At 65.5% G+C, this 22,435-nt stretch carries 19 protein-coding genes; 16 read left to right on the plus strand and 3 right to left on the minus strand.

Going from position 1 to position 22,435, the window contains the following annotated elements:
- The first annotated feature begins 34 nt into the window (after nucleotides 1-34).
- Entirely contained in the window at nucleotides 35-1,507 is a 1,473-nt protein-coding gene (gene cls, locus HK353_RS13885; RefSeq protein WP_173157052.1) for a cardiolipin synthase, read from the plus strand.
- Between the two features lie 217 nt (nucleotides 1,508-1,724).
- On the opposite strand, the gene HK353_RS13890 is transcribed toward cls, so the two are convergent.
- A complete protein-coding gene (locus HK353_RS13890) occupies nucleotides 1,725-2,546 on the minus strand; it encodes an HAD-IIA family hydrolase (RefSeq protein ID WP_173157054.1) in 822 nt (273 codons plus the stop codon).
- A gap of 183 nt (nucleotides 2,547-2,729) precedes the next feature.
- Between HK353_RS13890 and HK353_RS13895 the strand changes: the two genes are divergently transcribed.
- From HK353_RS13895 to HK353_RS13950, 12 genes are all read left to right on the plus strand, one after another.
- Nucleotides 2,730-3,092, plus strand: a complete 363-nt coding sequence (locus HK353_RS13895; protein ID WP_173157056.1) for an ArsR/SmtB family transcription factor — start codon at nucleotides 2,730-2,732, stop codon at nucleotides 3,090-3,092.
- 83 nt (nucleotides 3,093-3,175) lie between these two features.
- The gene (locus tag HK353_RS13900; RefSeq protein WP_173157058.1) at nucleotides 3,176-3,733 is read left to right on the plus strand and encodes an SRPBCC family protein; all 558 of its coding nucleotides are present in this window, start codon (nucleotides 3,176-3,178) and stop codon (nucleotides 3,731-3,733) included.
- Between the two features lie 134 nt (nucleotides 3,734-3,867).
- On the plus strand, nucleotides 3,868-4,398 hold the full coding sequence (locus HK353_RS13905) for a MaoC family dehydratase (protein WP_173157060.1): 531 nt from the start codon (nucleotides 3,868-3,870) through the stop codon (nucleotides 4,396-4,398).
- A gap of 8 nt (nucleotides 4,399-4,406) precedes the next feature.
- Nucleotides 4,407-5,210, plus strand: coding sequence for an HpcH/HpaI aldolase/citrate lyase family protein (locus HK353_RS13910; protein WP_173157062.1), 804 nt, complete (start codon nucleotides 4,407-4,409; stop codon nucleotides 5,208-5,210).
- Between the two features lie 12 nt (nucleotides 5,211-5,222).
- On the plus strand, nucleotides 5,223-5,888 hold the full coding sequence (locus HK353_RS13915) for a peptide deformylase (protein WP_173157064.1): 666 nt from the start codon (nucleotides 5,223-5,225) through the stop codon (nucleotides 5,886-5,888).
- A gap of 87 nt (nucleotides 5,889-5,975) precedes the next feature.
- Entirely contained in the window at nucleotides 5,976-7,151 is a 1,176-nt protein-coding gene (locus HK353_RS13920) for a hypothetical protein (RefSeq protein ID WP_173157066.1), read from the plus strand.
- Nucleotides 7,152-7,202: 51 nt separating this feature from the next.
- The gene (gene msrA, locus HK353_RS13925) at nucleotides 7,203-7,733 is read left to right on the plus strand and encodes a peptide-methionine (S)-S-oxide reductase MsrA (protein ID WP_101545782.1); all 531 of its coding nucleotides are present in this window, start codon (nucleotides 7,203-7,205) and stop codon (nucleotides 7,731-7,733) included.
- Nucleotides 7,733-8,596, plus strand: coding sequence for a nitroreductase family protein (locus tag HK353_RS13930; RefSeq protein ID WP_173157068.1), 864 nt, complete (start codon nucleotides 7,733-7,735; stop codon nucleotides 8,594-8,596). Before msrA ends, HK353_RS13930 begins: the two co-directional genes overlap by 1 nt.
- Entirely contained in the window at nucleotides 8,593-9,846 is a 1,254-nt protein-coding gene (locus HK353_RS13935) for an MFS transporter (RefSeq protein ID WP_173157070.1), read from the plus strand. Before HK353_RS13930 ends, HK353_RS13935 begins: the two co-directional genes overlap by 4 nt.
- A gap of 233 nt (nucleotides 9,847-10,079) precedes the next feature.
- Nucleotides 10,080-13,901 carry an efflux RND transporter permease subunit gene (locus HK353_RS13940; protein WP_342589939.1) on the plus strand — a complete coding sequence of 1,274 codons (3,822 nt, stop codon included), beginning with the start codon at nucleotides 10,080-10,082 and terminating at the stop codon, nucleotides 13,899-13,901.
- Nucleotides 13,902-13,925: 24 nt separating this feature from the next.
- A complete protein-coding gene (locus tag HK353_RS13945; RefSeq protein ID WP_173157072.1) occupies nucleotides 13,926-14,687 on the plus strand; it encodes a CPBP family intramembrane glutamic endopeptidase in 762 nt (253 codons plus the stop codon).
- Between the two features lie 191 nt (nucleotides 14,688-14,878).
- Nucleotides 14,879-17,419 (plus strand): alkaline phosphatase PhoX, encoded by a 2,541-nt coding sequence (locus HK353_RS13950; protein WP_173157074.1) that lies wholly within the window; start codon nucleotides 14,879-14,881, stop codon nucleotides 17,417-17,419.
- 89 nt (nucleotides 17,420-17,508) lie between these two features.
- Here the strand turns inward: HK353_RS13950 and HK353_RS13955 are convergent, their stop codons facing one another.
- Together HK353_RS13955 and HK353_RS13960 are read right to left on the minus strand one after the other, a co-directional pair.
- Nucleotides 17,509-18,150 carry a VOC family protein gene (locus HK353_RS13955; protein ID WP_173157076.1) on the minus strand — a complete coding sequence of 214 codons (642 nt, stop codon included), beginning with the start codon at nucleotides 18,148-18,150 and terminating at the stop codon, nucleotides 17,509-17,511.
- Nucleotides 18,151-18,320: 170 nt separating this feature from the next.
- Nucleotides 18,321-18,809, minus strand: a complete 489-nt coding sequence (locus HK353_RS13960) for an inorganic diphosphatase (protein WP_101545791.1) — start codon at nucleotides 18,807-18,809, stop codon at nucleotides 18,321-18,323.
- A gap of 108 nt (nucleotides 18,810-18,917) precedes the next feature.
- On the opposite strand from HK353_RS13960, the gene dacB reads away from it, so the two are divergent.
- The 3 genes from dacB to tilS are packed head-to-tail and all read left to right on the plus strand — an operon-like array spanning nucleotide 18,918 to nucleotide 22,433.
- Nucleotides 18,918-20,411, plus strand: a complete 1,494-nt coding sequence (dacB, locus tag HK353_RS13965) for a D-alanyl-D-alanine carboxypeptidase/D-alanyl-D-alanine endopeptidase (RefSeq protein WP_217278483.1) — start codon at nucleotides 18,918-18,920, stop codon at nucleotides 20,409-20,411.
- Complete coding sequence (locus tag HK353_RS13970; RefSeq protein ID WP_173157078.1) at nucleotides 20,408-21,424, plus strand: zinc-dependent metalloprotease; 1,017 nt, start codon at nucleotides 20,408-20,410, stop codon at nucleotides 21,422-21,424. Before dacB ends, HK353_RS13970 begins: the two co-directional genes overlap by 4 nt.
- Nucleotides 21,411-22,433 carry a tRNA lysidine(34) synthetase TilS gene (gene tilS, locus HK353_RS13975; RefSeq protein WP_342589940.1) on the plus strand — a complete coding sequence of 341 codons (1,023 nt, stop codon included), beginning with the start codon at nucleotides 21,411-21,413 and terminating at the stop codon, nucleotides 22,431-22,433. The genes HK353_RS13970 and tilS overlap by 14 nt, the downstream gene beginning before the upstream one ends.
- Nucleotides 22,434-22,435 lie beyond the last annotated feature (2 nt).

Genomic DNA, 22,435 nt, shown 5'->3' on the forward strand with positions numbered 1-22,435 from the left:
GGTGAGACGGCGACCGAAGGGGAAGTGGGAGCACATGGATCTCAGCATGGTGGCATCGGTGGCAACGACGACGTGGATCGTCATCGAATACATCGTGAAGATCATCGCGGTCGGTGTGGTGCCGGAGAACCGTCGCCCGTCATCGTCATCGGCATGGCTGCTGCTCATCCTGTTCGTACCGATCGTCGGAATTCCCGCATTCCTGCTGCTCGGCAGCCCGTATATCGATCAGCGCCGCGCCCGGATCCAGGCCGAAGCGAACGAACTCATGCACGAAGGTGCCGACGACCTGCCCGATGTGCCGCCGTCGCTGGTCGCAAAGCCCGAATTCGTCTCCGTCGCCCAGCTGGGACGGGCACTGACCGCGCTGCCGATGGTCACCGGCGACAGCCATGGGGTGATCTCGGACTACGAGGACTCGATCGCGCGGATGGCCGAACTCGTCGACGGGGCACACGAATACGTCCACGTCGAGATCTACATCATGGCGTGGGATTCGACGACGGACGTCTTCTTCCAGGCGCTCGAGCGAGCGTCGGCACGCGGGGTCGAAGTCCGTGTCCTCTTCGACCACATCGGGTCTCGGAAGTATCCGGGATTCCACCGGCTCGGCAAGCGACTGAATGCGGCCGGCATCGAATGGCACCTGATGCTGCCGTTCATTCCGTGGCGCGGCAAGGCTCGCCGCATCGACCTGCGCAACCACCGCAAGCTGCTCGTCATCGACGGCAAGCGGGCGATGATGGGTTCGCAGAACATGATCGATTCGAGCTACCTCAACAGGAAGAACTCCCAGATCGGCCGGAACTGGCACGACATCATGGTCGAGCTCTCCGGGCCCATCGTCGCCGGAATCGAAGCGGTGTTCTCCACCGACTGGTATTCCGAATCGGGGCAGGCTCTGGGCATCCGCCCGTACGAGCGCGACGGCAACGAGCCCGAAGTGGGCGGGGCGACGAGCGCGATGCAGCTGGTTCCTTCGGGCCCCGGGTTCACGACCGCTCCGAACCTCAAGGTCTTCACCTCGATGATGTACCTGTCGCAGAAGCGTCTGGCCATCGTCAGCCCCTACTTCGTGCCCGACGAATCGCTGCAGGCTGCCGTGGAGACCGCGGCTAGGCGCGGGGTCGACGTCGAGCTCTACGTCAGTGAACAGGCGGACCAGTACATGGTCGACCGGGCACAGTCGTCCTACTACCGGTCGCTGCTCGAAGCGGGGGTGCGGATCTTCCTGTACCCGAAACCCGCCGTGCTGCACACGAAGTGCTTCATCGTCGACGACCTCTATGCCGTGATGGGCTCATCGAACATGGACATGCGCTCGTTCGGTCTCAACTACGAGATCAGCCTGCTGACCACCGGCGGCGACCTGATCGACGATATCGTCGACGTCGTCGCCGACTACCAGGACGTCAGCCGCGAACTCACCCTGGAGGAATGGGAGAAGCGGCCGTGGCCCCGCCGCTATATGGAGTCCGTCATGCGCCTGACCTCTTCGCTGCAGTAGGTGGGAGCCCGGAGCCTCTTGTGCAGCAGGTGGGGTGCTGTGCAGGTGCGGGCGATCGCATCGCGTGCTGTGGTGCAGAATTGTGGTCACTTTCGGATAGCTGCGTCCAAATCCAGGTCACTATCGGATACTTTACGCGGCCAGAAATATCCGTTAGCGACCTAAGTCTTCGGGGGAGTTGAGTTCATCGCCGGGAAGTGCGGCTGGCCGGCCTGTTTCAGGCGGAACCTGTGGGGTCGGGGCCGAGGTCGCCGCGGCTCTCCAGCGGCACGTCCAGCAGGTTGTGGACGCCGTCGACGATCTCGTTGGGTCGGAACGGGAAGCGGCGGACATCCTCGGCGGTGGAGATCCCCGACAACACGAGCACGGTGTGCATGCCCGCTTCCATGCCCGCGATGATGTCGGTGTCCATGCGGTCGCCGATCATTGCGGTGCTCATCGAATGGGCGCCGATCCTATTCAGGGCCGAGCGGAACATCATCGGGTTGGGCTTGCCCACGACGTAGGGTTCGCGGTTCGTCGCCTTCGTGATGAGGGCGGCGATGGCACCGGTGGCAGGCAGGACACCCTCGGGGGACGGGCCGGTGGCGTCGGGGTTCGTGACGATGAAGCGGGAGCCGGCATCGATGAGTCGGATCGCCTTCGTGATCGCCTCGAACGAATAAGAATGGGTCTCGCCGACGACGACGAAGTCCGGGTCGTGCTCGGTCATGACGAACCCGGCCTCGTGGACCGCCGTGGTCAGCCCCGCCTCGCCGACGACATAGGCCGTGCCGTGCTCGACCTGATTGGACAGGAAATCCGCGGTGGCCATCGCCGAGGTCCAGATGTTCGACTCGGGGACGTCGAGCCCGTTCGAGCGCAGCCGAGCGGAGAGGTCGCGAGCGGTGTAGATGGAGTTGTTCGTCAGCACCAGGTAGGGGATATCGGCCTGACGCCACTGGGCCAGCAGCTCTGCGGCTCCCGGCAGAGGGTTGTTCTCCTTGACCAGGACGCCGTCCATATCGGTCAGCCAGCAGTCGATCGAATCGCGATCCATGTCTCTCCTCGAGCTCGGGGTGGGCCGAAGCGGCTGCTTCCAGCCTAGTCGGGTTGGGCGCAAGTGTGCTGAGAAGTCCGATCCGAGGTGGTGCCGTACCTCTTTGCGGATCGTCCCAGAGCCCCCTTGACGGGACGGTCGAGGAGTGTATTGTAGTAATCACTTAATTAAGGGGATGCTTAAATGAGTATGGATCACGTCTTCGCGGCGCTTGCCGATCCGACGCGTCGGGCGATCATCGATCGTCTGCGCGGGGGAGACAAGACCGCCGGTGAGCTCGCGGAACCGCTGCCGATCAGTCGTTCCGCGGTCTCCCAACACCTCAAGGTGCTCGAGACGGCAGGGCTGATCACCCGATCGAAATCCGCGCAGCAGCGCATCGTCGCACTCAATCCCGATTCCCTCACCGAGGCGGCTGACTGGCTGCAGGCGGCCCGCGACGAATGGCAGCAGCGCTTCGACAGCCTCGACCGCATCCTCGCCGAGGAGGTGCCCACCGATACATCGACGACCGACCCGTCGACCGCAGATCGAACTGCGGACTGACCATCGAGATCAACCACGTACCGAACGACGCAGACATCATGTACGACGCAGACATCATGCACGACTCAAGGAGGAGAACAGCGATGAACGCCGAGAACACAGCCAACACAGACACCTCAGCCAACACAGCCAACACAGCCAACACAGACACCTCAGCCAACACAGGCACCACAGTGACCGATCCGAACAGCGCACAGGCGGGAGAGCCCGGATTCACCATCGTCCGCGAATTCGCCGCCCCGCGCGCCCGCGTCTGGGAAGCCTGGACGAACCCGGACGTCATGGCCCGCTGGTTCCACCCCGAAACGCTGGTCACCCCACGCGAATCCGTATCCGTCGACCTGCGGGTCGGCGGCGAATACACCTATACGATGCGCATACCCGACACGGGACAGGAGTTCCCGACCGCCGGGAAGTACCTTCACATCGACGAGCCCGTCCGCCTCGACTTCACTTGGGGAAGTCCCGGCGAGATCGACGATGCCCTGCGCGTCAGCGTCGCACTTGAGGAGATCGACGCCGACCGCACTCGCATGACGTTCACGCTGACCGGCCTGCCCGACGATTCGGGTGAAGACGCCAGTGCCTACGACGGATGGTCATCGGCTTTCAACGAACTCGGCGCAGAGCTCGGTTCCTGACTGCAGCCACGTCGAGGCGGCTCACGCGGATTCCGTCCGGGTGGGCCGCCTCAGCGTGCCATCGTGTAACCCCCGGGTCGCAGGGGTCCGGTGAATGGCGATAAACTCAAATCACGACGAGTGAGGAGCGTTACATGAGTGACAAGGTCATTGCACAACGAGGTCTGTGGCTGGACGAGATGGAAGTCGGCGCCACCTATAAGCACGCGCCGGGCCGCACCGTCACCGAGGCGGACAACACCCTGTTCACGGCCGTGACGATGAATACTCAGGCTCTGCACCTCGACGCGGCATGGTCGGCCGCCGAACCCTTCGGCGAGCGCCTCGTCAACTCGATGTTCACCCTGGCTACCCTCATCGGTCTGTCCGTGTCCCAGCTGACGCAGGGCACGACAGTCGGAAACCTCGGCTTCTCCGAGGTCAGCTTCCCGGCCCCGATGTTCCACGGCGACACCCTCTACGCGGAGACGACGATCCTCGACAAACGCAATTCGAAGTCCCGTCCGGGCCAGGGAATCGTCACCTTCGAACATCGCGGCTACAACCAGGACGGCAAGCTCGTCGCAAAGGCCGTGCGCCAGGCGATGATGTTCGACTCCAGCCACGAGTCCTCGGCTGCGACGTCCGTCGCCGGCACCGCCGATCAGACCGACACCGGAAAGTGAGCCCCCATATGTCCCTCGAGTTCAAACCCGCCTGGCTCTTCGTCCCCGGCGACCGCCCCGACCGGTATACGAAAGCGGCCGAACGCTCGGATATCGTCATCCTCGACCTCGAGGACGCCGTCAACGAAGCCGACAAAGCAGCAGCACGGGAGTCCGTCGTCGACTTCCCGCTCGACCCCACCCGCACGGTCGTGCGGGTGAACTCCCACGATTCGGGCCACCTCGGCGAGGATCTCAAGATGCTCGCGCGCACCGACTACACGGCCGTGATGCTGCCGAAGGCAGAGCTTGCATCCGATGTGTCGATTCTATCCGGATTCCAGGTCATCGCGCTCATCGAAACCGCGCTCGGGGCCCTCAACGTCGCCGAGATCGCCGCCGCTCCGAATGTCTATGCGCTGATGTGGGGATCGGAGGATCTCATCGCCGACCTCGGCGGAGGCTCCTCCCGCAAGGCCGATGGTGGCTACCGTGACGTGGCCAAACACGTGCGCAGCCAGACCCTGCTCGCCGCCCGCGCCCACCGAAAGTTCGCGCTCGACTCGATCTGGGCGGACATTCCGAACCTCGAAGGACTGGCAGCCGAAGCCGAAGACGCCGTGCAGTCGGGGTTCTCCGGCAAGGTCTCCATCCACCCCAACCATGTGCCCGTCGTCCGCGACGCCTTCCGCCCCAGCGAGGAACAGCTGACCTGGGCGCGGTCCGTGCTCGACCTGGCGAAGACGGAGAAGGGCGCATTCTCCTTCGAGGGCAAGATGATCGACGCCCCGCTGCTCAAGCACGCCGAACTCATCGTCGCCCGCGCGAGCTGAGGAAACCACCTCGTGCACGCAGCCGATGCGCTGATCGCCGACCAGATCCGTGCCGTCCTCACCGCCGCCGAGGCAGGGGATGGGACCGCGCCCATCGTCGAGGCCGGAGACCCCGTCCTCCGGTCCCAGACCCGCCCTTTCGACGGGCAGGTCGACGATGCCGAGCTCGAGCAGCTCGCCGAGGTGATGCGAGCGACCATGCTCGCCGCCCCGGGAGTCGGCCTCGCCGCCCCGCAGGTGGGCATCGGTTTGTCGATGTTCGTCGCCGAAGATCCCGGCGCCCGCGATCCCGAAGTCGCGAAGGTTCGGCAGCGGGAGCCGATGCCGCTGCGGGTGGTCCTCAACGCGGGCTATGAACGCGCCGGAGGTGAGGACGTCGCCTTCTATGAAGGGTGCCTGTCGATCCCCGGCTACCAAGCCGTCGTCGCCCGCCCCCGCAACATCGCGCTGACGGGCATCGACCTGCAGGGTGACCCCATCGCCGAGGAGGTCTCCGGCTGGTCGGCGCGCATCGTCGCCCACGAGACCGACCACCTGTCCGGGATCCTCTTCCTCGACAGAGCCGAGATGCGATCCCTGGCGACGAACGAATCCGTGGCGAAGTTCTGGCACCAGCCCTCGACCCAGAAGGCCGCCGCCGAACTCGGCTTCTCCTTGCCTTCGGGCATGGTGATGTGAACCTCCGCCGCGGTCGCCGATCCGGATACCGCCGAGACTGTTGACCGCTCTCATCTGCGTCACAGGCGGGCATGTTTCGATGAGGACATGCGACTTCCCGACATCCCCCTTCGCCATCACCGAACCGTCCGCACCGCTGCCGCGCTCGGCACCGGCGCCCTCGCGCTGGTGCGCCGCCGCGACGTCCCTGCCGAACGCCGGACCGGCCTGAGAGCGGCAACCGCCCTGGCCAATGCGGGCCTGACCTGGCTGACCGGGTCCCGGGCCTTCCTCGGCAGAGTGGGCGGCTCCAGCGGCATCGACGAATTCCTCGGAGCCATCTCCGCCAAAGGGCGCGGTCCCATCCGATATGCTTCCTCTCCTGCCCACATCTCTGACGTCGGAGCACTCGACGGCGATGCCGACGCGGATACCTGGTGGGACCAGCACGCGAGAGTGACCTCCCCGGCGTTCCTCAATCTTGTCACCGCAGCTGGAGTAGGAGCGGCTTCCTGGGCGGTCTGGCCGCTGACGGAACGGCTGGCGGAGAAAGTCGATGAGAAACTTCCGAGCGGAGTCGGCCGTGGTCTCAATGCCGTCGTCAACGGCGGGCTCGTCGCGCTGACAGCCGTCCTCATCGACAAGGTCGAGAACTGGGCCGACGACGTCGAGGACCTCGACTACGCACCGGTCGAGATCGAGCTGCCCTCCCGCATCCGGGAGTCGCTGAACCTGCTGCTGTCGCAGCCGCATCCGGTCGCACAAGCCACCGCCGAGGCAGTGGCCGAGCAGCTCGGGACCGCGCGCTTCTTCGTCTGGGTCACCTACCCGAGAGCTGAGTATCCGGGGAACGAGCCGATCATTCTGGACCCCGACCGGCTGGCCGCGATCGTCAGAGACGAAGACATCGAGAGCATCGACGTCTACCCCGCAGCATCATCCCCGCGGGTGGTTCCGGGAACGCAGACGTACCCGGTCGTCGGGATCAGACAGAGCACGGGCCAAGATGGGGGAGAGACGGCTGAGATGGAACTGAGCCTGAGCATCGTCAACGGCTATGTCGACGCCATCTCGTTCAGCGCGCCTGATTCAGAGATCAGCGTCTCCGACGATCTTCCGCAAGGTTCGGTGCCGGGAACGCTGCATCCCGAGGGGCTCGAACAGGAGTCAGACGACGCGGGATATTCGAGCAGCTTCGAGATCCTCGACGAGGACGAACACATGAGCGTGCTGGCGACGTGGCCCGCCCCCGACCAGCTGACCTTCCGTGCCGATGGCAGCTGATCGTACCGCTGGGCCCGGGAATAACCTGCTCGCGTCATCGTTATACCTTACATGAGCGATCTTCGTACCCTCACCCTCGGCGCCGGCTGCTTCTGGTGCCTCGACGCCGTCTACCAGCGGACCACCGGCGTGAGAGAAGTGATCTCCGGCTACACCGGCGGACACACTGACAACCCCGGATACCGTGAGGTCTGCTCCGGGATGACCGGCCATGCCGAAGCCCTTCAGGTGACCTTCGACGCCGACATCGTCCCCGAAGACGTCATCCTCGGCCTGTTCTTCACCGGCCACGACCCCACGAGCCTCAACCGCCAGGGCTACGACGTCGGCACCCAGTACCGGTCGGCCATGTTCTATCGCGACGAGACCGAGAAGCAGCACTTCGCCGCGGCCATCGAATCCGCGCAGAGCCTCTTCGACGATCCGATCGTGACCACCCTCGAACCGCTGGGCACCTTCTATCCCGCCGAGGCGGTCCACCAGGACTTCTACACCGCGAACCCGGACAACGGCTACTGCCGTGTCATCATCGACCCGAAACTCAGCAAGGCCCGCACCGCCTTCGCCGAATGGGTGAGCTGATGGGCAGTCGCAAAAAAGACAGATGCAAGAAGTCCAAACACAAGAAGCACAAACGGTCGGGGGACGCGGGCGAGGCCTGGGAAGCGACCAAAGACCGCGTGCGTGCCCACTTCCTCGACGGCAACACCGGCCCGTGGGCGAAGAGCCTTGCCGCGCAGGATGCGCAGAGCCCCCGTTCGGCGCAGAATGAAAACGGCGCAGACCCCGCCGAGGATGCCGCAGCCTCGGCGCAGGGCGGCACCGCAACCATCGCGGCCACCCGTCGCGGACCCGACTACTCGGTGCCGTCATCGATCGACATCGTCGCCGATCCCGTTCTCCACGCCCTGAGCATCCGACGGTCGATCTCGAAGGTCGACCCGGAGACCCCGAACGACTCCGACCTGCTCGAGATCATCCGATCGATCTCCTCGGTCGCCGATCACAAGGCCCTGCGCCCCTGGCGCTTCCTCATCATCCGAGGAGACGACCGGCACCGCCTCGGTGACGCCCTCGACGACGCCGCCGGAGTGGTCCGCAAACCCGGCGAGACCAATACGAAGCCGCTGCGGGCCGAACTGCTGCTCGCCCTCGTCTCCTCACCCGTCGAACACGACAAAGTTCCCGAATGGGAGCAGCACGCCACCGCCGCCGGGGCCGGGCACCTGCTCGAACTCGCCCTGTGGCAGGCCGGTTGGGGTGTCATGTGGCGCTCAGGCAACCTGACGAACACCGAACCGGTCCGCCGCCTCCATCGACTGGACGATCACGAACTGCTCATGGGCTGGTTCTACATCGGAGCCGTGCCCGAACGCTACCGACAGCGTCTGACCACGAGCACCCGCCCCCTGCCGAAGCCCGAGCAGTTCCTCGATACCCTGTGAGCACGCCCGACACCGACGCACCGGAGACACGCCGCCTGCCCAAGGAGATCTATGTCCTCGTGGCAGCGGCCTTCATCGTGGCCCTGGGCTACGGAATCATCGCCCCCGTCCTGCCGCAGTTCGCGGCGAGCTTCGACTTCGGGGTCACCGCCGCAACCATCGTCGTCTCCTCGTTCGCGTTCTTCCGGTTCGTGTTCTCACCCTCGTCCGGCCGCCTCGTCGATGCCTTCGGCGAACGTCGTATCTACATCACCGGTCTCCTCATCGTCGCTGGCTCCACCGCGGCCGTCGCCTTCGCACAGAACTACTGGCAGCTGCTGATCTTCCGCGGACTCGGCGGCATCGGCTCAACGATGTTCAGCGTCTCCGCGATGGCGCTCATTGTCCGGCTCGCCCCGATCGATGCCCGGGCGAAAGCATCCTCGACGTACGCGACGGCGTTCCTCGTCGGCAATATCGCCGGACCCGTCCTCGGCGGTGCCATGGCCGGATGGGGGATGCGCATCCCGTTCGTCATCTACGCCGTCGGTCTGCTCCTCGCCGCCATCGTCGTCCGCGTCTTCCTCGCCTCCACCGCGTCCTTCGGCTCCTCGACGAAGTCCGGACGTGCCCGGCTGGAAGCGGAGAAGGACAAGGAGCAGCAGGAAGTCATGTCCTTCCGGGACGCCTGGAGGGATTCGGCCTACCGGTCGGCGCTCATCTCCGCCTTCGTCCAAGGCTGGTCGGCGATGGGCATCCGCGTGGCCATCTACCCGCTCTTCGCCATCCAGGCTCTCAGAGCCGATACCGCGGTGGCCGGACTGGCCCTGACCATGTTCGCCATCGGCAACGCCTCGGCCGTGACGGTGGTCGGGCGCTTCGCCGACACCGTCGGGCGCAAACCCTTCATCCAATGGGGTCTGTTCGTCCTCGGTGTGACCACCGCGGCGCTGGCCTTCATCGACTCGATCTGGCTGTTCTTCGCCTTCTCCATCATCGCCGGGATCGGTTCCGGCCTGGCCAACCCCGCTCAGCAGGCCACCGTCGCCGACGTCATCGGCCGCGACCGCAAGGGCGGCCGAGTGCTCGCCCGCTACCAGATGGCCCTCGACGGCGGAGCCATCCTCGGCCCGATCATCGCCGGAGCCGTCGTCGACCACTTCGACTACTCGTGGGCGTTCCTGCTCACCGGGCTTCTCGGCATCGTCGCCGCAGGCCTGTGGTTCTTCGGCCGCGAGACCCGACCCCGCACAGCCACTCCGGCTGAGTGACGCGCCCAAACGCACCCGCACATGCGCTGCAGCTTGGTGAAACTGCACCAGCTCGGTGCAGGGACCAAGCGGCTGCAGTTTCACCGAGCTGGTGGTCGGGGCGCGGCGTGCTCAGCCGTTGATCAGAGAAGTCAGGTTTTCCTCATGTGCGGTTCAGGGGACACTCACTAGGATGGTTGGTTGAGTCGGCGTTCTGCGTCGTCGCCCTGCCTACGACAAAGAAAGTCCCCCTCGTGAGTTTCCTGACCCGGCTGAGCCTGAAGAACCGGGCGCTCATCGCGCTCATCTCCGTCGTCGCCATCGTCTTCGGCATCATCGGTGCCGGCGCCCTCAAGCAAGAGCTCTTCCCGTCCCTCGACAACCCACAGGCCACGGTCACCGCCTCCTATGAGGGAGCCACCCCCGAGGCCGTCGAATCCGAAGTCACCGACCCACTCGAAGGGGCGCTGACCGCACTGCCCGAGGTCGAGGACATGACCTCGACCTCCTCGGCGGGCAGTTCGCAGATCACCGTGAGCACGAAGTACGGCGATGACTCCGATGACGTCGTCCGCGCCCTGCAGCGCGCAGTCTCCCAGGTGCAGCCGACCCTGCCGGACGGTGTCGAACCGAACGTCATGATGATGGGCACCGATGATATTCCGGTGCTCGCCCTGTCCGTGACCTCGGATGCCGATGAAGACAAGCTGGCGGCGAATCTCGAAGACTTAGTCGAACCTGAGCTGAAGAAAGTCGACGGCGTCTCCCAGGTCCAGATCGCCGGAGCGAAGACCAAACAGGTCGAGATCAGCATCCGCCGAGACGACCTCGAGGACGAAGGAGCCAACCTCGACGAGGTGGCCGGAATCCTCCAGTCCAACGGTGTGCCCACCTCGGCGGGTGAGCTCAAGGGCGACGACGGCTCGGCCCCGGTCGAGGTCGGCACCCGCATCCGCTCGATCGATGCGATCAAGGACCTCGTCATCTCCGGCAAGGACGGACCGATCCAGATCTCCGACGTCGCCGACGTCAAACTCGTCGATGAGCCGATCGAGTCGATCTCGCGCACCAACGGCGAACCCTCGCTGTCCGTGTCGGTGATGAAGGAGTCCGACGCGAACACCGTCGACGTCTCTCACGCGGTGGCCGACAAGCTGCCCGAACTCGAGAAGATGATGGGTGACAACACGGAGTTCGTCTCCGCGTTCGACCAGGCTCCGTTCATCGAACAGTCCATCCATGACCTGCTCAACGAGGGTGGGCTGGGCCTGATCTTCGCGGTCCTCGTCATCCTCGTATTCCTGCTGTCGGTGCGGGCGACGATCATCACCGCCATCTCCATCCCGCTCTCCCTCCTCATCGCCATGATCGGGCTGTGGATGGGCGGAGAGACCCTCAACATGCTCACCCTCGGTGCGCTGACGATCTCCGTCGGCCGCGTCGTCGACGACTCCATCGTCGTCATCGAGGCGATCCGCAGACGGCACGCCTCCGGCGGCGACAAGTTCTCGAACATCCTCGCCGCCGTCTCCGAGGTGGCCGGTGCCATCACCGCATCGACCCTGACCACGGTGGCCGTGTTCCTGCCGCTGGCATTCGTGACCGGGCAGACCGGTGAGATGTTCCGGCCCTTCGCCCTGACCGCTACCATCGCCCTGCTCTCGTCCCTGTTCGTGGCACTGACGATCGTGCCCGTCCTCGCGTACTGGTTCCTGCGTCAGCGCGAGGCGAAGGTCAAGCTCACCCGTGCGGAGAAGGCGGAGATCCGTCGCAGCCGCAAGTCGATGCTGTCGCAGTGGCGGGCAGAGAAGAAGGAAGCGAAGAAGGCCGACAAGAAGCGCGACCTCGTCGCCGCCGGTGCCGAAGCCGAGGACACCGGTCCTCGAGACAGCGTCGAATCGTCCCAGCGGGCTGATGCTCCCATGCTGGCCGGCGCCACGACTCGAACCGATGCGACCGGAGCGGCCGCGGGCGGACCGCGCTACGGCGAAACCGAGGACGGCACGGAAGCGGTCGACGAGCTCGCCGGAATGCATTCTCCGGTGACGCGACTGCAGAAGACCTATATGCCGGCCATCGGGTTCTCGACGAAGCACCCGATCATCATGATCCTCATCGCCGTGCTCGTGCTCGCAGGCACCGGAGCGATGATCCCGCAGCTGAAGACCGAGCTCTTCGGCGACACCGGTCAGGATTCCCTGCAGATCTCGCAGACCTTCGACCCGGGCACCGACCTCGATGAGGCCTCGGAGCAGGCGAAGAAGGTCGAGGACATCCTCGCCGACGAATCCGATGTCGACAACTACCAGCTGTCGCTCGGCGGCACGTCGTTCGGCTTCACCGACGATTCGTCGCTGACGGGCACCTATATCGTCAACACAAAGTCCGGAGTCTCTGCCCAGTCGATCTCCGCGGATCTGCAGAAGCAGTTCGACGGCCTCAAGGGTGCCGGCGACGTCGAGGTGGCAAGCCAGAGCTCGACCCCGGGTGCGCAGACCATCGACGTCACACTCACGGCAACCGACCCCCAGGAACTCGAGGACGCGACGAACAAGGTCAGCGACAAGCTCGAGGGCGTATCGTCGGCGCAGTCGGTGACGAGCGATACCGCCGCGGTCCAGCCCGTGATCGAAGTCAAGGTCGATCATGAGAAGGCCGCAGAGGAGAACCTCACCGAGGCGGCCATCGGCCAGTATGTGCAGCGTGCCATGCACGGTCAGCAGATCGGTGAGATCGTCATCGACGATGTCTCCCATTCGGTGCTGCTCTTCGATCGCAATGCCGACACCGTGGAGAAGCTGCGCGAACTCAAGATCCCGGGCAAGGCGGAAGAGACGACTCCCGCTGGCGGAGCCGGCGCAGGTGCGGCAGGCGGCGCCGGTGGAGCAGCCGGAGGTGCCGGCGGCTCAGGTGACGCCAGCGCGGCCGGGGGAGCCGCCAGTGGTGCCGGAGGTTCGGGTGACGCCGGTGCAGCCGGAGGCGCAGGCGGTGCTGGTGGCGCCGGAGGCGCAGGCGGTGCTGGTGGTGCGGCCGGTGGTGTCGGTGCGACGGGCGGCGATCCGAACGCGGGCGCTCCTGTGACCTCGGAGCCGCGCTTCATCGAACTCGATGAGGTCGCCGACGTCAAGGAGGTCAAGACCGCCCCGACGATCCGCCACACGGATTCGCAGCGTTCGACCACCGTGTCCGTGACTCCGGAAGGCGATGACCTCGGAGCCGTGTCTACCGAGGTCCAGTCCGCCCTCGACGAGGTGGACCTGCCCGATACGGTGTCCGTCGACACCGGCGGTGCCACCCAGGAGCAGAATGAAGCGTTCTCGCAGCTGGGGCTGGCGATGCTCGCGGCGATCCTCATCGTGTTCGTCATCATGGTCGCCACGTTCAAGTCGCTGCTGCAGCCACTGATCCTGCTGGTCTCGATTCCGTTCGCGGCCACCGGTTCGGTTGCGCTCTCGCTCATCACCGACACTCCGCTGGGGCTGACGTCGATGATCGGTCTGCTCATGCTCATCGGCATCGTGGTGACGAATGCGATCGTGCTCATCGACCTCATCAACCACTTCCGAGTCCGCGGGGTCGATCTGCGTACGGCCATCGTCCACGGCGCCCGACTGCGTTACCGTCCGATCCTCATGACCGCGGCCGCCACGATCTTCGCTCTGCTGCCGATGGCCCTCGGACTCACCGGCGGGGGAGTGTTCATCTCGAAGCCGCTGGCGATCGTCGTCATCGGCGGACTGGTCAGCTCGACGCTGCTCACGCTCATCCTCGTGCCCGTGCTCTACCTGCTGCTCGAAGGGGTCAAGGAACGCCGAGCCGAGAAGAAGTACGTGAAGAACATGGCTCGCGGTGAGGTCCTCGACGCCGCCGAGGCACGGGCGCATGAGCGGGAGACCGCCTCGGCGTCGGACGAATCGACGGATGCCGACCACCTCGGTGACAGCCGCGATGACGAACCGACCGGCAGCGACGAACGAGACGACGACGGGATCCGGGGCGAGGGGCAGGGAACGGACTTCACCCTGCGCAGCCAGCAGCCGCGTCGTGATGACGGGGACGGCGAACCCAAACACTGAGCCGTCCCGGCTAGAGTTGAGTCCATGACGACCGAGCTCGAACCACAGGAGAGAAAGCGCCTGTGGTTCGAGCTCGGTCTCATTGCGGCCCTGTCCCTGGGCCAGGCATCCGTCTATGCAATCGTGCGTCTGGCAGACATCGCCACGCGCGGACCGATCAGCGACGCCCAGGCCAAACTCAACACCTCGATCTCGCCTCGGCCGGGCTTCGACCTGATCTACCAGCTTCTCGACATCGGCTTCAGCCTCGTGCCCGTCGTCCTCGCGATCTACCTGCTCACTCGAGACCGACCGGCCCGGCCGCTGCCGATCAGGCTCGGAGTCGACGGGCACCGACTCCGTGACCTCGGCCACGGCGCTCTCATCTTCCTCGTGATCGGCATCGGCACCCTCGGGGTGTATGCGGGCGGCAGGGCACTGGGGATCACTGCCGAGATCCAGCCGTCCAACCTCGGTGATCATTGGTGGACGGTTCCCGTGCTGCTGCTCTCGGCGGCGAAGAACGGAATCCTCGAAGAGGTGCTCATCTTCGGCTTCGGGGCGCTGCGACTGCGGCAGCTGGGCTTCGGACCCTGGCCGATCATCATCTCCTTGGCGCTCTTCCGCGCCAGCTACCACCTCTACCAGGGCATCGGCCCGTTCATCGGCAACGTCGCCATGGGCATCATCTTCGGCTGGTACTTCCTGCGCAAGGGCAGGCTCATGCCGCTGGTGTGGGCGCATGTCATCATCGACGCCGTCGGATTCCTCGCCCCGGGAGTGCTCGCCCTCGTCGACTTCGGCTGAGTGCTGCAGGTGAGGTCGGGACAGGCTAACGGGACACTCATTCCTCCCTCCGGGTTCACCTCTGATTCACCGACGGGTAGTTCCAGGGCCGCTTGCCGGTGACAGTCTCGATCGGGTGAGTCCTTCCGGCTCCGCCCTCTGTACCGGGCGGGTCCCGGACTGGGAAGATACCCGATACAAGGAGAGAACCGATGCGAACCTTTCTGCCGATGGCCGACCATGTGCGTGGCAAGCGCAGCCCCGTCACGTGCGCACTGAAGTGCGACAACGCCTGCCTCAAGTCCACCTGCAACACATCGGCAAATGGGTATTTCCGCGATATCGTCAATGCGAAGCTCAGCCGTCGCGCGGTTCTCGGTGCCTCGGCTGCAGGTGCCTTGGCCATCGCAGTGACCACCGCTCCCAGCCCGACCGCACGCTCTGCCGCCGCAGCCACCGCAGGCAGTCTGGCCTTCACCGCCATCGACCCGGTCCAGCACGAGGTCGACGAATTCGTCGTCCCTGAAGGCTACTCCTGGCATCCGATCGTCCGCTGGGGAGACCCCTTGTTCCCCGACTCCCCGAGGTTCGACCCGGAGAATCAGAGCCCAGAGGCGCAGCGCCGCCAGTTCGGCTACAACAACGACTTCCTGTCCATCCAGATCGACCCCGACGACTCCAACCGGGCCGTGCTCTTCGCCAACCAGGAATACACGAACGACGCCATCATGTACCCCGAGGACATGGACGGAGCCGATCAGCGGGCGATCAGCCGCGAAGCCCACGGACTGACCGTTGCCGAACTCATCCGCACGGACGAGAAGTCAACGTGGACGATCGATGTCAACGGAAAGAAGAACCGCCGGTTCCTCATCGACACCGAGTACGAGTTCACCGGTCCCGCTGCCGGTTCCGATCTGCTGCGGACGAAGGACTACCCGAACGGTGACAAGGCGCAGGGCACTCTCGGCAACTGCTCGGGCGGGCTCACCCCCTGGGGCACTCTGGTGTCCGGTGAGGAGAACTTCAACTCGTACTTCAAGGCGCAGGGCACATCGGCGGCCGATAAGCGCTACGGTCTCGACAGCGAAGATTCGGCCAACGGGTGGGAAGCCGATGTCGACAGATTCGATACGAACAACCCGGGATACGCGAACGAAGCGAATCGATTCGGCTGGATCGTCGAAGTCGACCCCTGGGACCCGAACTCCACCCCTCATAAGCACACGAACATGGGCCGCTTCAAACACGAAGGGGCGAACATCACGATCTCCGATTCGGGCCACGCCGTGGCCTATATGGGAGATGATGAGAAGTTCGACTACCTCTACAAGTTCGTCTCGAAGGACACCTACGTCGAGGGCGATCGCGAACACAACAAGACGCTGCTGACCGACGGCGACCTCTACGTCGCGAAGTTCACCGGCAACTCACCGAAGTCCGAGATCGACGGCAGCGGTGAGGTGCCCGCCGACGGCGAGTTCGACGGCAGCGGACAGTGGCTCCCGCTGGTCAAAGACGGCAAGTCGCAGGTGTCAGGATTCTCCGTCGAAGAGGTCCTCGTCAACACCCGTCTGGCCGCCGACAAGGTCGGACCGACGAAGATGGACCGCTGCGAAGACGTCGAACCCAACCCGGTCAACGGCCGCATCTACGTCGCCTGCACCAACAATTCCGACCGCGGCACCGGCGGGAAGGCCGCCGCAGATGAGGCCAATCCGCGCACGGAGAACCGCGACGGGCACATCGTCGAGATCACCGAGCGCTCCGGCGACCATACGGGCACCGATTTCGATTGGACCCTGCTGTTGGTCTGCGGAGACCCGAAGCAGGGCGACGCCACCTACTTCTCCGGCTTCCCCGCCGATCAGGTCTCACCGATCTCCTGCCCGGACAATGTCGCCTTCGACACCGCTGGAAACCTGTGGATCTCCACCGACGGTGCTCCCGATGGCATCGGCTACTGCGACGGGCTGTTCAAGGTCACGATCGACGGCGATCAGCGCGGCCGGGTCGAACAGTTCCTGTCCGTGCCTCGCGAAGCCGAGGTCTGCGGACCACTCGTCCACGATGAGTATGAGTCAGCTTTCGTTGCGGTCCAGCACCCAGGTGAGGACGGCTCCTACGCCGATCAGCACTCGCAGTTCCCCGATTTTGTCGACGCGACCGATGTCGACAAGGGAGTGGCCGCGATGCCGCGGCCCACGGTCGTGCAGGTCATCAAGGGCGACGGCGGATCGGCACCGGACCCGACTGAACCGCCGAAAGACCAGGACTCCGACGCCGACGGCACAGATGAAGGGGCGAAGGACTCGGATGAGAACGGCAGCTCAGACGGTGCCGGAACGGGTGAGGACACCGATGCCAAGGGCGACAGGACCGGAACGGACGCCGACAGCTCCGGATCGACTGCCGGGTCGCAGGACGGCGCTAAGGATGCCGCGGCAGCTGGTGCGGCAGCGAGTGCCGGAAGCGACGGCGGATCCGGTTCGGGCGGCTCCGGCAGCTCCGGTTCGGGCGGCGGTTCTTCGAACGGCGGCTCGGGTTCAGGCGGGTCCGGTTCAGGTGGTTCCGGCTCGGACGGCGGTGAACTGCCGTGGACCGGTTCGGACAGCACTCTGCCGCTGCTCGGCGGCGGAGCAGGTCTCCTCGCCGTCGGCGGTGCGATGGCGACGGCCGCTCATCTGCGTCGGAAGAACGCAGACGGGACGGAAAGCGAGCAGGGCCTACCGACTGAGTTCCAGGGCGACTGATGACTCCAGGACCATAAGCTGAAGAAGGCCAGAGGCGACACTGCCTCTGGCCTTCTTCGACTCCGCAGTGCGTGCGGATTCTGATGTGCTCAGATGGTGACTGGGCCGTTCTCCGTGTTGAAGCTCACCGACATGATGCCCGGCGTCCCGTGGGGAGCTGACCAGTCGATGTTGATCTCCGAGATCGGCTTGGCATCCTGAGTGCCCAGCCAGTCGCGCAGACGATCGCGGTCCCCGGCGATCTGCAGGGTGTCGATGTCGACGCCCTCATTCGTCTTGTACGTCGATGGGTGCTGCGAGGAGTCGGCGGACCACTTGATGAAGAACGGCAGCTGGGGATCGGCAATGAGCCCCTTGACACCGATCTGCAGCCACCGAAGTTCCAAACCGGACTCCGGCGTGCGGTTTCCATCGACAGCCTTGCGCTCGAGGCGGGTTTCGACGGCTGTGAGATCGTCGACCGAGACGCACCAGCCCATCCAGCCACCGCCGAGCTCGGAACGAGCCCGGACCGCCTGACCGAAGGGGGTCGAGAGAGCGGCCGGATGCTCCAAAGCTTCCACGACTTCGAGGTAATGGCCGTTCGCTAGGGGGAAGATGAGGTTTCTGGTGCCGAATCGAGGATGCACACCGCCATCGTAGGGAGCCGCTCCGAGCTTCTCCGCGATCCGCTCGGCGGTCGCACGATAGCCGTCAGGTTCACTGGCGTATGACACATGATCGAGTTTCATGACTCGACAATCGCATAACCTGGCTCACACTGCCCCTTAGGCTTACCTAACAAATCGTGATGGTCATCACACTGCGGCCTGGTCGGGGGCCAAAACGAGACCGCCCGGATGTCATCATCCGGGCGGTCGCACACCAGCGCTGAGTTCTCAGCACAGTGAGAGGGGAAGGCTCAGTGGCCCTCGGCCTTGAAACGCTCGATCGAGGCGTTGATCTCGGCCTCGGCGGCTTCGCGGCCGGCCCAGCTCGAACCCTTGACGTACTTGCCGGGCTCGAGGTCCTTGTAGCGGGAGAAGAAGTGTTCGATCGAGTCGAGCATGAACTTGTCCACATCCGAGATGTCGGTGTAGGAGTCCCAGCGAGGATCTCCGGCTGGCACGGCGAGGACCTTGTCGTCGCCGCCGGCCTCGTCTTCCATCTGGAACATGCCGATGGGGCGGATGTCGATGAGCACACCGGGGAACAGCGGCTCGGGCAGCAGCACGAGCACATCAAGAGGGTCGCCGTCGTTTCCGAGCGTGTCCTCGATATAGCCGTAATCGGCGGGGTACTGCATCGAGGTGTAGAGGTAGCGATCGAGCTTGACCCGACCGGTCTCATGATCGACTTCGTACTTGTTGCGGGACCCCTGGGGGATCTCGATTGTGGCCAGCAGTTCCATAGTGCTCCTTCACGTTAGGGGTGCATCACTAGAATAGATGGTACAAGTCCCCATCACCGCCCACCGACGGCGACCGCCTCACGGTCGTCGAGGAATGAGAGCCTGCGTTTGAACGACACCGATGCGCCGCAGAACCCGTCGGACTCCGGCTCCCCGCGTCGCGACCGCAGAGAGGCGACCTCGCGGCGGAAGAAGGGCGGTGCGATCACCGCCGGGACCATCGTCCTCGTGCTCGGGGCCTATGCCGCCGTCGACGCCTACGACCTCGTGCCCGGCCTGCCCAGCGTGCTGACCACCGAACCCCAGGTCGAGGTCCAGACCGTGCCCGCTCCGCAGGCCCACGCCCAGCAGGTGCCCGCCCCCGCCTCGGCGGTCGACGATTCCGCTCCTGTGCCCACACAGATCCCGAAGACGATCGACGCCGTGCTCAAGGATTCGAAGGTCAAGGGCTTCGGCCTTGAGGTCCGCGACGGGATCAGCGACGACGTCCTCTACGCGAAGGACGAGACGAAGCCGCGCACTCCCGCCTCTGTGACGAAGGTGCTCACCGCGGCCGCCTCCCTGTCCGCGATCGGCGGGGAGACGCGCCTGGCGACGACAACGGACTTCGACGCGGACACGAACACCCTGACGCTGACCGGCGGCGGCGATGTGCTCCTGTCGGCCGGAGATTCCGATGCCGGTTCGGTCAACGGGCACGGGGGACTGCGGACCCTGGCCGAAGACACCGCGGCCGCACTCGAAGAGCAGAACATCACCGAGGTGGCCCTCGACCTGGACACCAGCCGCTACGTCGGCGAGGACTTCGACTCCGGCTGGTCCCGGTCCGATATCGCCAAGGGCGTGATCACCCCGATCCAGCCGATCATGGTCGACACCGCCTACGTCGGGTCGAAGGACGCCGAATGGCGGGGCCGGACCGAACACCCGGCGAAGGACGCGTTCTCGATCTTCGAAAAAGAGCTGAAGAAGGCGGGGATCACCGTCACCGAGGCGACCGACCGGTCCGAATCCGAGACGCCGTCCGAGTCCGAGAGCCCGAAGGAACTCGCCCGGGTGGAATCGGCGACGATCTCCGAGATCGTCGAATACGCGCTCGTGCACAGCGACAACGTCGTCGCCGAGATGCTCGGCAACGAGGTCGCCATCGCCCAGGGGCAGGACGGCAGCCTCGAGAACGGTCCAAAGGCGGTCCTGGAGGCCCTCGGCGAATCCGTCGATCTCGGGCGCACCCACCTCGTCGACACCTCGGGGCTGTCCTATGACAACCGGATCGCCCCGCACGATCTCACGACCGTCCTGCAGGCCTCGGTCGTCGCCGATGACTCTTTGGCCGGGCTCGTCAGCTACTTCCCCGTCGGCGGACTGACCGGCACCCTGCACGACCGATTCCTCGACGAGAGGAACGCCTCAGGGGTGGTGCACGCGAAGACGGGGACGCTGTCGACTGTGACCTCCCTGGCCGGGGGAGTGCTCGATGCGGAAGGCCGCTACCTCGTATTCTCCATCCAGATCGACGACGTGGATAAGGACAAGATCTTGGAAGCCAGAAAGACCGTGGACGATATCGTCACAGCCCTCGCGAACTGCGGCTGCCGATGATCATCGACGAGAACTTCGCCGCCCGCACCGCCCGTGAGCTCGTCTCCGCGGCGAAGGTCCCCGGACCGGGTGTGCTCGACGGACTCGTCGAGGGGATGAAGGACAATGCGCTGACCGCCCAGGACCTCGTGCTCGACTCGTTCCTGCTGCCGCCGGAGCACGCCGATGATGTGCGCGGACGGCTCGCCGCCGGTTCCGTGCTCGTCCTCGACCAGGTCAGCTGGGTCAAAGCCAACGCGCAGTCCGTCAATGGAATGCTCGACGAAGCGGCCCTGCCCGCCCCGGTCAGCCCCGCCACCGCGAAGGCCGGCGCCGTCGAGGTCGCCGGGGTGCTCTCACTCCTGTCGACTCGCGTGCTCGGCCAGTTCGACCCCTTCGCCGTGGAGACGGGACGGCTGATGTTCGTCGCCCCCGCCGTGCTCATCGCCGAGAGGGCCATGGACGTCGATCCGCGTGACTTCCGCATGTGGGTGGCCCTCCACGAAGCCACCCACCAAGTGCAGTTCGCGACCGCGCCGTGGCTGCGCGAACATATGCGCACCCTGCTCTCCGGGGCCGTGTCGACCCGACTGACGATGCCGGGAGTCGGCGGGATCGTCGACCTCTTCGCCACCCTCGGCCGCATCGTCAAGGGCGAGGCCAGCATCATCGACCTCATCCGTGACGAGAACATGCGCACCGCACTCGACGAGGCCACCGCGATCCTGTCCCTGCTCGAAGGCCACGCCGATGTCGTCATGGACGAAGTGGGCGCCGGTGTCATCCCGAGCGTGCGCCGGCTGCGCCGCAAGTTCGAGGCCCGCCGCGATGCCGCCCAAGGCGGGTTCCTGACGAATCTGCTCGGGATGGACCTCAAACTCGCCCAATATCGCGACGGAGCGAAGTTCGTCCGAGCCGTCCGCCGCGAGGTCGGACAGAAGGGCTTCTCCCGCATCTATGCCGAACCCGCGAACCTGCCGCGCACGGCCGAAATCCACGAACCGCAGCTCTGGCTCGACCGTGTCCACGGCTGAGGGGCCGCGCAGCGCATCGTCGCCGAGGCGGCCGACCCTCGACCCGGCCAGCGCAGCCATCCGCAATGCCGTGCGCGCAGCGCTCGCGGTAGCAGAATCGTCTGTCCCGGGCCTCATCGTCGCAGTGTCCGGGGGAGCGGATTCGATGGCGCTGCTCCACGCGACTGCGTTCCTGCACCGGCGCGGTGAGATCCGAGCCCGTGCCGTCACCGTCGACCACAGCCTGCAGACCGTCACCGCCGAAGTGGCCGACCGGGTCTCCGCCACCGCCGAATCCTGGGGCGTGCCCGCCGAGGTGATGCGGGTGAGCATCGATGCCGGCGAGAAAGGCCTCGAGGCCGCGGCGCGCACCGCCCGCTATGCGGCCCTCGAAACCGCTCGGGCCGCGGCCGGAGCCGACTGGATTCTCACCGCCCATACCCGCAGCGACCAGGCAGAGACCGTTCTGCTGGGCCTCATGCGCGGATCGGGCACCCGCTCCCTGGCCGGGATGAGCCCGCTGGCCGGTCGCCTCATGCGTCCCCTGCTCGGCCTCGACCGAGACCGGACCGAAGAGTCCTGTCAGGCACAGGGCATCGAGATCTGGAACGATCCGATGAACGCCGACACCGCGTTCACCCGAGTCCGGGCCCGGCAGCTGCTGGCCGGACTCGAAGCCGATCTCGGCCAACCGATCACCCCGAACCTCGCCCGCACCGCCGACCTCTGCCGAGCCGACGCCGATTTCATCGATGCCCACGCCGAGGCGGCAGGGCAGACGATCCGCGGAGCCGCCTCGGTGCCGGTGGAGGTCTTCACCGCACTCGACGATGCCGTGCTCAGCCGAGTCGTGCGCGACTGGGTGATCTCACTCGGCGTGCCCGGGCAGAACCTCGGAGCGGTGCGGGTCGCCGAACTCTGCGCCCTCATGCGTGACCGCAGGCGCGGTCGACTGTCCCTGCCTGGAGACACGGAAGTCGTCGTCTCCGACGGTCGGGCCGTGTTCCAGCCCGCCGCGAAGGCGCGCTGAGA

Source organism: Brevibacterium permense (genome assembly GCF_013280495.1).
Lineage (GTDB): Bacteria > Actinomycetota > Actinomycetes > Actinomycetales > Brevibacteriaceae > Brevibacterium > Brevibacterium permense.